This is a genomic window from Seonamhaeicola maritimus (assembly GCF_008056315.1).
In the GTDB taxonomy this organism is placed as follows: Bacteria; Bacteroidota; Bacteroidia; order Flavobacteriales; family Flavobacteriaceae; genus Seonamhaeicola; species Seonamhaeicola maritimus.
This window is the reverse complement of record NZ_VRKQ01000008.1, coordinates 1788032-1801685: the sequence shown is the minus strand read 5'-3', so window position 1 is coordinate 1801685 and position 13654 is coordinate 1788032. Positions and strand designations below refer to the sequence as shown.

Sequence of the window (13654 nt, the reverse complement as noted above, 5' to 3'; positions counted from 1 at the left end):
ATTTTGAAAAAGCTATTGGTTTTTAACTATAACCTTACCTATGGCTTGTCCACTTTCTAAACGTGCATGAGCTTTACCCGCTTCCTCTAATGAGAATTTTTGTTCATCTAAAATTGGCTTTAACTCACCATTCTCTACTATTTTAGCAATTTTTCTTAGAATTTCACCATGTGCTTCACGTTTATAATTATGCAACATAGGAATGAGCATAAAAACCACATGAAGAGATAAACCTTTAAAATGTGCCAAGGATAAATCTAGTTCAAGCAAAGATACTGTTGTAGCTATATGCCCATTAAGAGCTGCAGCATTAAACGAATTGATTAAATTTCCTCCTCCTACGGAATCATAAACTATATCAAAACCATTACCATTAGTATGTTCTTTAACATATTGTTCTACGGTTTCTATTTTATAATTTATAGGTGTTGCTCCAAGATTTTTAATAAGTGTTAACTGCTTTTCACCTCCACCAGTAGAATAGACCTTGGCTCCAAAGTGATTAGCTAATTGTAATGCTATATGCCCAACACCACCAGAACCTCCATGAACTAAAACCTTCTGCCCTGCTGTAATTCCTGCACGCACTAGACCTTCATAAGCAGTGATACCGACTAATGGAATGGCTGCAGCTTCTTTCATCGATAAGTTTTTTGGTTTATGAGCAATTAGCTTAATATCAGGAGCAATATATTCTGCCAATGTTCCTGGTAGATTTGCCAACCCACCAGCACATCCATATACTTCATCTCCTACAGCATACTCTTTTACATCTTCTGCAATTGCTTCAACTGTTCCCGCAAAATCCATCCCCAAAATAGCTGGAGTCTCAGGTGATAAAGGCAAATCTTCACCCATTTTCCTTATCATAGTATCTACAGTATTCACACTAGATGCAGCTATTTTAACTAGAACTTCTCCACTTTTTAAAGTTGGGGTTTGTACTTCTTCTAAGTTGAATACCGAGTCTTCTCCGTATTCGTTAATAATCATTGCTTTCATTTTCTATTTAAATTTATACTATCATTTTTATAGTGACAAAAGTATATATAGTATTCGTTTCTCACAATAACGGTCAAAAATGATAGCTCAAAAAAAATTATTTATACATCTGATAATCAATAATATAAATTAAATAATTTTTACTATATTTTTTATAGTGACTACATTAAATATAGTTTTATTAACTTTACCAAAATAATGCTAAAGTTGGAGTAAGTTAAAGTAAATGGAACATAAGAAAAGATTGATAAAGTATAATGACAAAATGTTTTCCTGTGCTACTAGTATTGCAATGGAATTAATTGGTGGGAAATGGAAAAGTGTCATACTTATTTATTTAATTGACGGTAGTAAACGCTATAGTGAATTACGAAAACTTATATCTACTATTACAGAACGTACCTTGAGCTTACAATTGAAGCAATTAGAAAAGGATGGATTAATTACGAGAAAGGTTTATACCAAAAAACCTCCTCTTAAAGTAGAATATTCCTTGACAAAATTTGGAGAAAGTCTTGCGCCGGTATTAAATGCTATAGCCCAATGGGGAATGGCTGTAGCCGAGGAAAAAGGTGAAGTTATTGAGGGTTAGACATTGCATAAAAAAAGCCCCAAGTACAACTTGAAGCTCTTTATTTAAGTGTTATATATTAAAATTTATTTCAATGTAAATTCTGAGGTAGAAACTAAATCTTTATTATTAAAAACATTAACTACATAACGACCCTTTTCAAACTTATCTTGTCCTTTGGCAACTACGAACTCACAAACATTAAGGTTAGCATTTTCATAGTTAAATTTACTTATTATACTATAATTTAAAGTTTTTTCTTCAAACTGCACTTGTTCATTTAAACCTAAAGTATTGTTTTTTGGATCAACAACTTGTACATATAATTCATGATCTCCAGCTTGTACTAAACTATTCTTAGCAACTGTAAAGCAAACTCTTAGTTTATCAGTTCTACTTGCTCTTTCAGTTGGAATTAACTTTCCTGAGGTTCTTTCAATTACTCCAAATCCTTTTAAACCAACGGTACCAAGAACCGAAGCATTTTCCACAACTTCAGCTAAAGCAGTATTTTGAACCAATAATGAATCGGTAAATATAGTACGCTCCTCTAAACGAACTCTTGTACTATCAAGTGATGTTGCTAAATAAGAGTTCTCTACACGTAAAGAATCGTTTTGAGCCAATAACACGTCCATTTCTTTTTGAAGAGAAAGATACTTTTTCTTATATCTCCATAAACTTCTAACATTTGTTTCAGAAATTTTTAATGAATCCATCAAACCTTGAATTCTTTCTCTGGCCTCAACTAAATTTTCATTAGCAACTTTGTTTTCACCAATAGCCTCATCATATTGTTTAGCCATTGCATCTAAATCGTTCATTACTAGCTGTTTCTCCTGTGTTAAATCATTTTGAATTTCTTTACTACTACTATAAAGGTTCATAGTATAAAACCCAACTCCTAAAAATAAAGCTAACGCAATTCCTAACGCTATTTTAAGGCCCATGTTACTTTTGTTTTCTTCCATAATTACTTGTTTTTAATGTTAGATTAAGTTTAAATTTTCCTGGTTTTTTAATTTATTTTTTATAATGCTATAAATAAATATTGATGTATTTTTAATCAAATTTATTACTTAATGGACAAACTGGTTTTATTTAATAATTCTTCTAGAAATAAGCTTTTAAACAAACGCCAAGGCGAATCCAAATTTGGTCAACATATTAAATTATTGACCCGCATTTCTAACATATACGAACAACTTAATAATTTAGATGTTAAGTATGTGATATTTGGTGTCCCTGAAGATGTAGGGGTTATTGCTAACCTTGGAAAAACGGGTACAGCAAAGGCTTGGGAAGCTTCGCTTAAAGTTTTGTTAAACATTCAGAGCAATAAATATACCAAGGCAAAGGAGGTTTTAATTCTAGGTCATTTAAATTTTAGTGATGAAATGGAACAGATTTCTAAGCTTGATGTTACGAAGAAAAGAGACTTAAAAAAGGCTAGAGATTTAGTTGAAATAATAGACGTACAAGTAACTTACTTGGTAAGTCAGATTGTTATGGCAGGTAAAAAACCTATCATTATTGGTGGCGGACATAACAATGCATATGGTAACATTAAAGGAACTTCATTAGCTGTTAATTCCCCAATTAGTGTTGTTAATTTTGACGCACACTCTGATTTTAGACCGGAAGAAGGGCGCCATAGTGGTAATGGCTTTAGTTACGCCTTCGCGGAAGGGTTCCTAAACAAATATTTTGTTTTTGGTATACATGAGAATTACACCTCAGATAAAACGTTAACTACGCTTAACAAAGTTAAGGCAGTTAAGTATAATACATTTGATAGTATTGAAATTAGAAATGAATTAAAGTTTAACTCTGAAATGGTAAGGGCTTTGAAGCATATATCAAAAGATGCTTTTGGAATTGAAATTGATTGTGATGCTATTGAAAACATTACAAGTAGTGCCATGACACCTAGTGGGTTTAGTGTAAACCAAGCTAGAAAGTTTGTTAATTATTTTGGTGAGAATGAAAATGCCAAATACTTACATATTTGTGAAGTCGCACCTAGTAAAAGAGTGGCATCACAAGTTGGCAAACTAATTACTTATTTAATAACAGATTTTATTAAGAGTTCGTGAGTTTAGAAATAGTTTCTTTTAAAAATGAATATTCAAATACATTCTATGAACTTAACAAAGAATGGTTACAAACCTTTTTCTATGTTGAACCTTTTGATGAAGAAGTTTTAAGCAACCCTAATAAATATATAATTAACAAAGGCGGACATATATTTTTTGCTAAATTGGAAAATGAGGTTGTTGGTACGGTTGCTTTAATGCCACTTAAAACTGATGGACTATTCGAGCTTGCTAAAATGGCTGTTTCAACAAACCATAGAGGAAAAAAAATTGGTCAGCAACTATTAGCGTATTGTATTGATTATGCCAAAAGTATTATGGAGTTACCAAAGCTCCTTCTCTACTCTAATACTAAATTAGAAAACGCTATTCACATCTATAGAAAATTTGGTTTTTTAGAAATACCTGTTGAACCAAATTCACCTTATGTTCGTAGTAATATTAAAATGGAATTGGTGTTCTAGTAATCATTCAGCAAGAACTCATCTAATTCATCACAATAAATATTTTCTTTTTCACAAAGAATATTAAGAGTTTCAATAAGTAAATTATTCAACGCTTCATTTTCTGGATAAATTGCATGCGCTAATTTAAACTCTTTATATGCACTACTTATTCTAGCCTCTAAAAATCTATTTTTTCCAGAATTTATCAAGAAATTAAATGCTACTCTATTCTTGTTTTCATAAGCAGCGCTAGTTGCCTCAGTCTGCCTATTAGAATATTCTCTGAAATTTGAAATAATAGGTTGGCATAGAACTATTGTGGTACTAATAACCACAACCAAAGTTATAAAGCTCATGTAAACATTTTGCATATTACGGCTAAACTTTAATTTATAGTTTATTAAGAGATTTGAAAACAATAATAAGAGTGAATTTTTCTTTCTTTCATATAGTTTCCTTTTAGGGTTTACTAGACCCCTTCTTCTTTTTACTTCATATTCTAACTCCAGATAATCAAACATAATAGGCTTTACCTATAAGTCTATAATCAATCAGGGTTGTTACGTGCTAAAAACAAAAAAACCGAAGATTTATCTTCGGTTTTTTCGGCTATTAATCTGGTTTTAAGGAATTATTCATCTTCCAATTTCCAGGTTCTTACCCAATCAATACGCATAGTATTAATGGTATTATCATTTAAATCAGATTTAGGTGGCAAACCTCCTAGCCACCCCGCCTCATTTGTCCATAAATCAAATATTATTTCTAAATCTCTTGTGAACTCTCTATTGTAAGTTTGTCCGTCGTTATGTTCACCAACAACTACGCTTCCTGCTGGTTCTCCATTTAGGTAAAATTGTATGTTTTTAGAATCTTTCCACCATACACCATAAGTATGATAATCTTCATTCCATCCTTTGTTTTTTAATGGGTTAACATCAGATAAGCCAGATCTAAGAAAAGTACCTTTTTTTCTAATGGTGGTAGGGTTTTCATTTTCATCGGCTTGAAAATATTGAGAATTCATTCTTTCAGGAAATATTTCTGCATCACAATTTGTGCAAGTTGGTTTTGAATTATTCTCAATAATATCAATCTCATCTCTATTGTTTATATCCCCATTATTTAACCAATACGTGTTATAAGCAGAAATATGTGCTGTTTTAATTCTGGCCTCTGTATACATAGGATACTTTGTTTCTGCTTTTGAATGAATTCTAGCAGATTGAAACCATCTCCCGTCAGAATTACTTTCATTTAGTGTAGCTTTTATCCAAAGCTTTCCATCTGATACGCCTGAATTGGAACTAGAATTTGAAATTTCAACAGGAACCCCATAATTCCAAGTTGACTTAAACCATTTATTAGAATCCCAAGCATTAAACTCATCTGACATACTTTCAAATTTCACCCATTTTTTACCATTTGGTGTGGTGTCATCAATAGAAACAAAAGAGGGCAAACTAGCGTCTATATTATTGAAGTCTTCTGCTGTTGGCCCTTCTGGAACATCATTTACAGTAATGTTAACCGTTCCAATTGCATTATCACCATCTTTGTCTGTAATAGTATATGTAAAGCTATCTGAACCATGATAATCTGCTGTTGGTATATATTCAAAAACACCATCACTTACTTCTGTTACAGAACCATTACTTGCATTGGTTGCTAAACTGTAATTATCTGTATCTCCCCCATCATCACCTAAGTCATCATTCTTAGAAACATCTATCTGATTTGCAGATCCTGATGTACTATCTTCATTTACAATTAAACTATCATCTGTAGCTGATGGAGAATCATCAACAACTACAGGAGGTGTGTTATCTGGTTTTGGATCACTAGAACCACTGCTACAACTTACAAGTACTAAGATTAGGGCCGTCAATAATGCCCAATTAGATTTTTTATTAGAAAACATTCTATTTGCTTTTAATTTATTAAAAAGCAAAACTAAACGACTAAATGCTGCAGTATGAGAACGTTTGGTTTATGGAGGGCAACATATGTTCAAGCCAGTTATTAATAAGACTTGACAAAAACTTGACATAGAGTAATTACTTATACCATAATTAAGTAAATCACTCTCTGGGTATTAAAAACTCAATTCTAGAATTTCCAAACCTACCTCCTGAACTATCAGAAAAAGGTTTTCTTTTTGCATAATTAAACTCAAGTACATTGTCAATTCTTTTAACCATATTTCTTAAAGAAATATTGCCTTTTAAAGAAACATTATAACTGTTGGTGATAGAATCATGCTGCAGTTTCAATCTAGGAATGTAAATAGGTTCAATCCAAACTCTATATTTATAATGTGTACCCAGTAAATGATAATCTTCCTCAAATTTTAACCATTTATACTTGGAAACATATAAATCAAATATTTTAAGCAAAACCCTCTTACCAGGTAATAAATAGGAATCTGTAGCTCCAATAAAAAAATCAAATGTTTCCGTAATTAATTCGTGAAGGTGAACCTTAGATTTTTGTTTGATATAAAGTTTATTAAAAATATTTAAAATGCTAGAAGAAAATAAATCATCTATTTTAGCTTTTTTCTCAGGCTCTAAAAGAAAATGCCTTGTTTTAAATTCAAAGAGATTACCCAAATAAGATTCTTTGTATTCAATAGAATTTACCTTAATTAGATTTTTTACAATTAAATTGAATATAGCTAGCCTAAAAGTTATAAAAACAAGTCGTTCCCAATCAACATCATCATTTAAAGAAACATGGTTATATTCAAAATTATGATATTTACTTAATGTACAAATTCCAATATCTTCACAATGAAATTCTGTTTGAACATCAGTAATTACATCCTCTGAAAGAATACTTTTTGAATAGAAGAATTTCAACACAGATATTTTACTGTCCGGAAGCTTTTAAAGAATCTATCTGTTTTTGTAGTTCGTCTATCTGAATTTCCTTTTCAGTTTTAATGACTAAAGAATCTGTAGGTTTCTGAATTACATCAATATCCTTGTTTTCTTCAACAAAATAATAGCCAATGCCTTCACTAGATCTCCACGCCTCGTTTAGTTGATCATAAACTGTTTTATCCCATTGGCTAGGGTGTTTTACATCTATCCAAACTACATCTCTATATTCGCTATCAACAAGTGCTAAATCTGGTGTAGCCGAACCATCAAACTTTTCAGCTTCATTTTCTCTAATAGCAGAAATGGTTCCTAAAAAAAACATGCGCTTTTTACCTGCAATATCCTTTATATAAGGCCTAAATTCTACAGGTTTGTTAACTGACCAATCAAATTCTTTTCTTGATTCAATAACTTTTAAAGGCATTGCAGAGACACCAGCATATCCTTGTTTCTTAGTTGCATGGTCATAATAAAACAATCTATCCGAGCCATCCGCTGGGATAAAAACACTGAAGGTTAAGCTGGTACGCTCATCACCTACAGGCTCTAAACCAAACCAATGATAAAGGCCACTATAAGCATCAGAATCGGTATCAGAAAAATCAAAATCAGTCACAAAAGGTTGCTGGTTTTGGTCATCAGCTAAATCTGGTATTTTCACTGCAGTTTCCATATTCCATGGTAGTGGGTCGCTAAATCCTCCTAAAAATTTTAAGGATTCTGCTTGTAAACGTGATACCTTTTCTGCCAAAGTATTTTGACGTGTTAAATACGGATATTCACCCATGTTTTCTGGACTTATATAAGTTCCTTTCCCAATAAGAATTCGCTCTATATAATCCCCAAAATCATGCTCACCATTATCAACTACCATAACACCTCCAAAAGTTGGATAAGGAAACAAGAATCCTTTCCATTTTATTAAACTTACCACTTGTACCCATTTTCCTGAATCATTCTTCATATAATACGTGTCACTGGGTTCTAAAGTGAATAGCTGAAAGACATTAAACCGTTGAACTACGGCATTATAGGTGTTTCTACTAAACTTTAAAGACTCTCCGATGGAAAAAGTTACAGGAATTCTATTTTCACTAGAAAAACGCGGAAACGGTGTAGTACTAGAAACAGAAAAGACTTCTTCAGTATTATCGGTAATACCCTGCCAAACGTACTTTTCGGTAGGTTGAATAGCCATGGTCCATTTGTTTTCATCATCAACACGAACTAAATGCGGTAATGAGACATCTTTAGTCTCTCCTACACTTTCATTAGCCATAGAAAAGATATTACGCAATGGCTGAATACGTTCGTTTTGCGTTAATGGTAACTCATTAATTTCAACTTTATTTAAACTATTGAAAACATTATATGTTTTCATATAATCATACATTTTAAAATGCCAGCCCACCATGTATAATAGCCCAAAAAACAATACCAAAATCCCAAGAAGTCCTAGCCTACCTCCAGTTGTGGCAGATTTTCTAAATTTACGGAGACCAAAAAACAATATTATTCCACTTAAAAGAATTATAAAAATGAACTTTCTAAGGAACAATAAAAATGGTTGATAATCATCTCTTAAAACAAATAAAAGAATAAGAAGAATGAATCCGAAAATGATGGTGTTTCTTTTTTGTTTTTTGCCTTTATTCCAGTAAGATTTTATCATAGTGTTAGTTCTCTCCGTGTTTATTTACATGCTTTATACTCATTACCATAGCTAATATCATTAAAACTGGTGCTAATATGCCTAACCAATTTCCCCAATTCCAAAAATTATCATAATCCATAATTACAATCTCTACAATAATAAGTGCCGCAAATATGATTATTAGGACATATCTAAACTTATTTGATATCATTTCAAGTATCCTTTATCTTTTAAACGTTCTCTGGCGCTTTTACCATCCTTTTGAGGAGCTTCTTCTTTAATTTCTTCCTTTGGTTTCACATCCTCATCTTTGGTTTTTATATCTTCTATAATATCTTTCCCTTTTTCAATAGTATCTTGAACTATATCACCTAAAGAATCACTTTTTTCTTCAATGACTTTACCAGACTTTAAAACAAAATTTGCTAAATAGGTTCCTATTAAAGTCCCAACGGAAATTGAAGAAAAGGCAGAAATACCATTATAACTAGTAAAAATTTCAAAAGGCGATAAAAATTGAACTCCTAACCCTACTAACAAAAAGAAGCCAACAACATAAACCAGTCTTGGTAAAAAAGCTTGCTTAAATACAAAACCCTTTTTGTTATCTGGTTTCATCTGCAATTCTTTGCTATTGAAAACCTTATTAACAAATTTGTACAGTCTATTTCCTTGAGACTCTCTCCAATAAATAAAAATCCCAAATAAAATGGCTGCAATAAAAATTACTAAGTCTAGTCCCATAATAATAAAGTTTGAAGCTCGAAGCATGCGGCTTGAAGCAATTAATCTTTGATTTTATTTCTGAATGCAATAGTCATATTCATTAAGTCAAAACAATCTTTATAATACTTAGAAAACACCTCTTCCGAAAAATACTTTCTTCTTCTTGCTTTATGCAAACAAGTAACAACTTCTGCTATCGATCTGATAGAATAACCCAAAAACCTTCTATACTCTGCACCTGATTGCAATATTGAGCCTTCTGAAATGTTTAAAGCGATTGAATCAGATGCTCTTCGCAGTTGAGATGATAAATTGTAAAGCTCTTCTTTAGGGAATTCAGAAGCTATGATATTCATTTCCTCTCCTAAATCCATTCCTTTTTGCCAAATAATTAAATCTTCAAATTTGAATTTCATATTCAATAAAGTTACTTTCTTCATACTTCTAACTTCAGTCTTCCAGCTATATAGTTAGTCTATACTTTTTAAATATTGTTACTAATAGTCTCTATTACCCATTCTTTTAGAGAATTATCCCAATTTTCAAAACTATTATAAAAGTCCTCTTTATCATACCAATACCAATACAAAACATCCTTAGGCGATACATTTACCAAAAGTTTCCAAATTAAATCCTGATGTCTAGCCTCTAATGACGAATGCGGCTTGTGAAGCGCTTCAAACAATTTAGGATCTACTATATCGCCAATTTTATACTGATTACTCGTTTCTAACTTCTCTAAATAGCGCTCAACACTCATTACTTTTTTTCTAGCGTCTATATCAAGCTTATTCAAATAACTTTTATAAAGAATAGGGTCACTCAAAATATCTTTTATAGGATGCTGCGTTTTCTTTAAATGAAGTGACATTTCGTATTTTTTGATACGTTGATATCTAGCAGTATTAACAGCATTTTCAAGATTATATTCAATGATAACATGATCTCTTAGTTTTACTAACAATTCCTTCTGATGAATATGATAAATTAACACCTCATAATTGGTGTCTTTAATAGCCTCTTTATGCCACTTTTCATCTTCAAAAATCACAATAGGTGATATGAAATCTCTAAGCACATAAACACCGCCAAAAGCACGCGTATAAAACGAATCTGTTGTGAATTGTAGTTCATGTAAATCTAAATCACGTTCTCTTAAATCGCCATATTTATTAGCTGAATCTAATAACTTTTGATGTAATGTTTCATCTATAAAATTATGGTCTCGTTTAAAAGTTTCAACCAATTCTAATTGCTCTTCTTTAATCTTATCTAGATTGTTTATTAGATGAAAATGAATATTAACAGTATTGTATTTTAAAACATCTAAAGGTTCATAAAACACATCAATATTTTGATCAAAATCAATACAAATAGCACAATCGCGTGTTATATCTTTAATTCTATTACCATGAACAGAAAAGATATATTTCATCATATCCCTATCAAAGGTGTGAAATGGCAAATACACTGGTTTCCCCTTTTGTAATGGGGTTATAAGAATACCATGAGGATTAGCCTCACCATTATTTAAATAATGTAAATCTTCCTTTTCTTCAGCTATTTCAGGACTCCAACCTATACCATCAATTAAGAATGTTTTAAGTTTGGTTGGTGTAAAACCAAGTTTAACCAAACATTTATTATAACGTTCTACCAACTTCCCACTTACCGGAATAAGTTCACTTCTATATAAATTGGCTTCTATTAATTTTTGCATCGTCTAATCTAACAACTTATGAATTATAGTATATTGCAACAGTACAATAGTTCGTGTATCGACTATTTCTCCATTATTCAGCATACTTACTGCTTCTTTAAATGGGATTTCTAATACCTCAATATCTTCATGTTCACTATCTAAACCACCACCTTCGTTAACCTTCATGTCATCAGTATATTCACCAACAAAAAAGTGCATTTTTTCGGTCATTACACCTGGTGAAGAATACGCTTCATAAACCTTTTTAACTTCTTTTAATCTATAACCCGTTTCCTCCTCTGTTTCTCTAATTACACAGGCTTCAGGGTTATCTTTATCTAACATGCCTGCCGCAATTTCAACTAAAAAGCCATTTTCATTATCATTTAAAAAGGTTGGCATTCTAAATTGTTTAGTTAAAATTACTGTTTTCTTTTCTTTATTATACAGTAGAATACCAGCACCATCTCCTCTATCATATACCTCTCGCATTTGATTCACCCATATGCCACTTTTCATTAAATAGTCAAAATTGACTTTATTCAGAATATAATAGTTATCTGAAAGTAAGGTGTGTTCTATGTTTTTGATTTTATCACTACTCATTTTCAAACGTTCTTCTAGCTTCTGTTTCAATATTTAACTGATTTACTCGTGCGTCTACTTTTCGTTTAAAGTCAGTATCAGCAATGGTTGCTACATTATCTAGATATCGCACCACTTCTTGCCTTCTAATTTCAGAAAAATCTAATCCCTTCATATTCGCACGCATCAATTCTTGCAGCATATTAAATTTGGTATCGTATTCTTGTTTGAAATAAATTTCTGGGTTCTCAAACCAATCTTCTTCTAAATCAAAATCTGTTAAACGTAATGATACCGCACTTTGAATGTTTCTAACATCTCTAGATGAGAAGAAAGGAAATGCTTTCTGCATGTCTTTATAAAGATTCGCATAAAATAAGTGCTGATTGGTTTTAAATTGTTTTTCAACCTTATCATAAATTTCATGTACACGTTCTTCTGATGGCTTATCTGTAACATTAAGAATTTCTCCCATATTTTTAGCCAATCCTTGGTCTTGCAAATAGCTATAGTTTTCTGGTCCTTGCATATTTACAAAATCAGGCATGGTATCATCCAGTTTACGCCACCATAAATGATCTTGATCTAAAAAATCATGCTCTGTGCGGGCTCCATCTATTTTAAAACGTCCTTGAACTCTAGAAATAACAGCTTTATCTAACATCTCTGGCAAATTAGTGAATAGGCCAATAGAACTGTTGCCATAGTTAACAGCATAGGCGCCTTCAGTATATCTTAAAAACACACCAATCACCTCTTTTACTCCTGCTGAAACACCTTGAGCTGTGCGTTCTTGTAAATTATTTTCAGCATCATCAATAGGTGCAAAAATTAATTTTGAAGGATCTTGTAAAGGCTTCATCCACTCCACCATTTTTTCTGCGGAACCACCTTGAAACGTGCTAATCAACGTATCAGGCATAGGATGAAATAAAAACGGAATATCTAAAGTATCACAGTGTTCTTTAAGTCTTGTGGCTATGGCAGCAATTAACATACTTTTTCCGGTTCCAGGAATTCCATACCCCATAAATACCGGCATAAAACCACCCAGTTCTTGAAACGGATTCTTTTTTGCAACAAAATCGTAACTTAATAAACGTTCGGTTAAACGACGTGCAAAATGTTTTGCATCGCGATTACCAACAATTTGTTCGAACTGAATTTTATTGAACTCAACACTTTTAGCAGTTCCGGCAAATACATTGCTCCATCCTGAAACTGCAAACTCTGAGTTTTCAAGTTTAAAGGTTCTGTCTTCAATGGTTTCTGTGTACTCTAAGGAACTTTTACGTAACTGAATTTCGTCAATCAATGCTTCAAAGTAAACCACCGTAAAATCGATAACATCTTTATCAGATTTAATGATTTCAGGGTGTCCTAAATATTTGTCATAATAAAATAAACTACAGGATATTCCTTTGATTGGCGACATTAAAGAAACCTCTGGAATACCAGCAAATTTCTGCTTCATTACACTTAAATCATCTGAGGCATGTGGTTTTAAATCATGTAAAATCTTATATGCAGTAGAAAACAACATAAACGCTGTTGCAGTATGCATTTTGCTTTCAAACTCGCGTTTACCACTAGAGCTTAATGCAGATTTGTTTTCACTCAAACTAGATAATCCCGATGCATCATAGTAACTATCCTTTGCCCAAATTCCCAAAGTAATCCCTTCTTGAACCGCAAAAAGTGTTTGATTTAACAACACAGGAATTGCTACTGAATCTGGCAGCAATCTTTTCTTTAAAGCTAAAATAGTTTTGGATACCGAGGTGATTTCGGTAGCACTACTCCCATTATTAGCCCTAGATAAGTATAACAGAATTGAATCGTCTTTAGCATCTTTATCTCTGTTTTTAGCACGAGCTCCTTGCTCCCACTGGATGCTTTTTAAGTACGATGTAGCTTCATCACGAAGCATATCCAATTCAGTTTGTTTTATAGGGAATGTTGAGTTATGTTCCATTTTTAAGTTTTC

Annotated in this window: 15 protein-coding genes; 3 read left to right on the top strand and 12 right to left on the bottom strand. The window is 32.1% G+C overall.

Going from position 1 to position 13654, the window contains the following annotated elements; translation table 11 throughout:
- Positions 1 to 12: 12 nt before the first annotated feature.
- A complete protein-coding gene (locus tag FUA22_RS07505; RefSeq protein WP_147767272.1) occupies positions 13 to 1002 on the bottom strand; it encodes a zinc-dependent alcohol dehydrogenase family protein in 990 nt (329 codons plus the stop codon).
- 226 nt (positions 1003 to 1228) lie between these two features.
- Between FUA22_RS07505 and FUA22_RS07500 the strand changes: the two genes are divergently transcribed.
- Positions 1229 to 1594: a winged helix-turn-helix transcriptional regulator gene (locus FUA22_RS07500; RefSeq protein WP_147767271.1), complete on the top strand. Its 366-nt coding sequence runs from the start codon at positions 1229 to 1231 to the stop codon at positions 1592 to 1594.
- 65 nt (positions 1595 to 1659) lie between these two features.
- Here FUA22_RS07500 and FUA22_RS07495 read toward each other — a convergent pair whose 3' ends face one another.
- A complete protein-coding gene (locus FUA22_RS07495) occupies positions 1660 to 2544 on the bottom strand; it encodes a chromosome partitioning protein ParA (protein ID WP_147767270.1) in 885 nt (294 codons plus the stop codon).
- A 111-nt stretch (positions 2545 to 2655) separates the two neighbouring features.
- Here FUA22_RS07495 and FUA22_RS07490 point away from each other — a divergent pair, with 111 nt between their 5' ends.
- A complete protein-coding gene (locus FUA22_RS07490; protein WP_147767269.1) occupies positions 2656 to 3669 on the top strand; it encodes a formimidoylglutamase in 1014 nt (337 codons plus the stop codon).
- The gene (locus tag FUA22_RS07485; protein WP_147767268.1) at positions 3666 to 4133 is read left to right on the top strand and encodes a GNAT family N-acetyltransferase; all 468 of its coding nucleotides are present in this window, start codon (positions 3666 to 3668) and stop codon (positions 4131 to 4133) included. The genes FUA22_RS07490 and FUA22_RS07485 overlap by 4 nt, the downstream gene beginning before the upstream one ends.
- On the opposite strand, the gene FUA22_RS07480 is transcribed toward FUA22_RS07485, so the two are convergent.
- From FUA22_RS07480 to FUA22_RS07435, 10 genes are all read right to left on the bottom strand, one after another.
- Complete coding sequence (locus FUA22_RS07480) at positions 4130 to 4471, bottom strand: hypothetical protein (protein ID WP_147767267.1); 342 nt, start codon at positions 4469 to 4471, stop codon at positions 4130 to 4132. The two genes, FUA22_RS07485 and FUA22_RS07480, sit on opposite strands and share 4 nt — an antisense overlap.
- 275 nt (positions 4472 to 4746) lie before the next feature.
- Positions 4747 to 6036 carry an Ig-like domain-containing protein gene (locus FUA22_RS18410; RefSeq protein ID WP_170309867.1) on the bottom strand — a complete coding sequence of 430 codons (1290 nt, stop codon included), beginning with the start codon at positions 6034 to 6036 and terminating at the stop codon, positions 4747 to 4749.
- Between the two features lie 160 nt (positions 6037 to 6196).
- Positions 6197 to 6976, bottom strand: a complete 780-nt coding sequence (locus tag FUA22_RS07470) for a hypothetical protein (RefSeq protein WP_147767266.1) — start codon at positions 6974 to 6976, stop codon at positions 6197 to 6199.
- Positions 6977 to 6986: 10 nt separating this feature from the next.
- Positions 6987 to 8672 carry a hypothetical protein gene (locus tag FUA22_RS07465; protein WP_147767265.1) on the bottom strand — a complete coding sequence of 562 codons (1686 nt, stop codon included), beginning with the start codon at positions 8670 to 8672 and terminating at the stop codon, positions 6987 to 6989.
- Between the two features lie 4 nt (positions 8673 to 8676).
- The gene (locus tag FUA22_RS07460) at positions 8677 to 8865 is read right to left on the bottom strand and encodes a hypothetical protein (protein ID WP_147767264.1); all 189 of its coding nucleotides are present in this window, start codon (positions 8863 to 8865) and stop codon (positions 8677 to 8679) included.
- Positions 8862 to 9398: a hypothetical protein gene (locus FUA22_RS07455; protein ID WP_147767263.1), complete on the bottom strand. Its 537-nt coding sequence runs from the start codon at positions 9396 to 9398 to the stop codon at positions 8862 to 8864. Before FUA22_RS07455 ends, FUA22_RS07460 begins: the two co-directional genes overlap by 4 nt.
- Positions 9399 to 9439: 41 nt before the next feature.
- Complete coding sequence (locus tag FUA22_RS07450) at positions 9440 to 9820, bottom strand: four helix bundle protein (protein ID WP_241664782.1); 381 nt, start codon at positions 9818 to 9820, stop codon at positions 9440 to 9442.
- 44 nt (positions 9821 to 9864) lie between these two features.
- Complete coding sequence (locus tag FUA22_RS07445) at positions 9865 to 11100, bottom strand: DUF6638 family protein (protein WP_147767261.1); 1236 nt, start codon at positions 11098 to 11100, stop codon at positions 9865 to 9867.
- A gap of 3 nt (positions 11101 to 11103) precedes the next feature.
- Positions 11104 to 11718, bottom strand: coding sequence for an NUDIX domain-containing protein (locus FUA22_RS07440; RefSeq protein WP_317132084.1), 615 nt, complete (start codon positions 11716 to 11718; stop codon positions 11104 to 11106).
- Positions 11681 to 13642 carry an AAA family ATPase gene (locus tag FUA22_RS07435; RefSeq protein ID WP_147767260.1) on the bottom strand — a complete coding sequence of 654 codons (1962 nt, stop codon included), beginning with the start codon at positions 13640 to 13642 and terminating at the stop codon, positions 11681 to 11683. The genes FUA22_RS07440 and FUA22_RS07435 overlap by 38 nt, the downstream gene beginning before the upstream one ends.
- Positions 13643 to 13654: the final 12 nt, after the last annotated feature.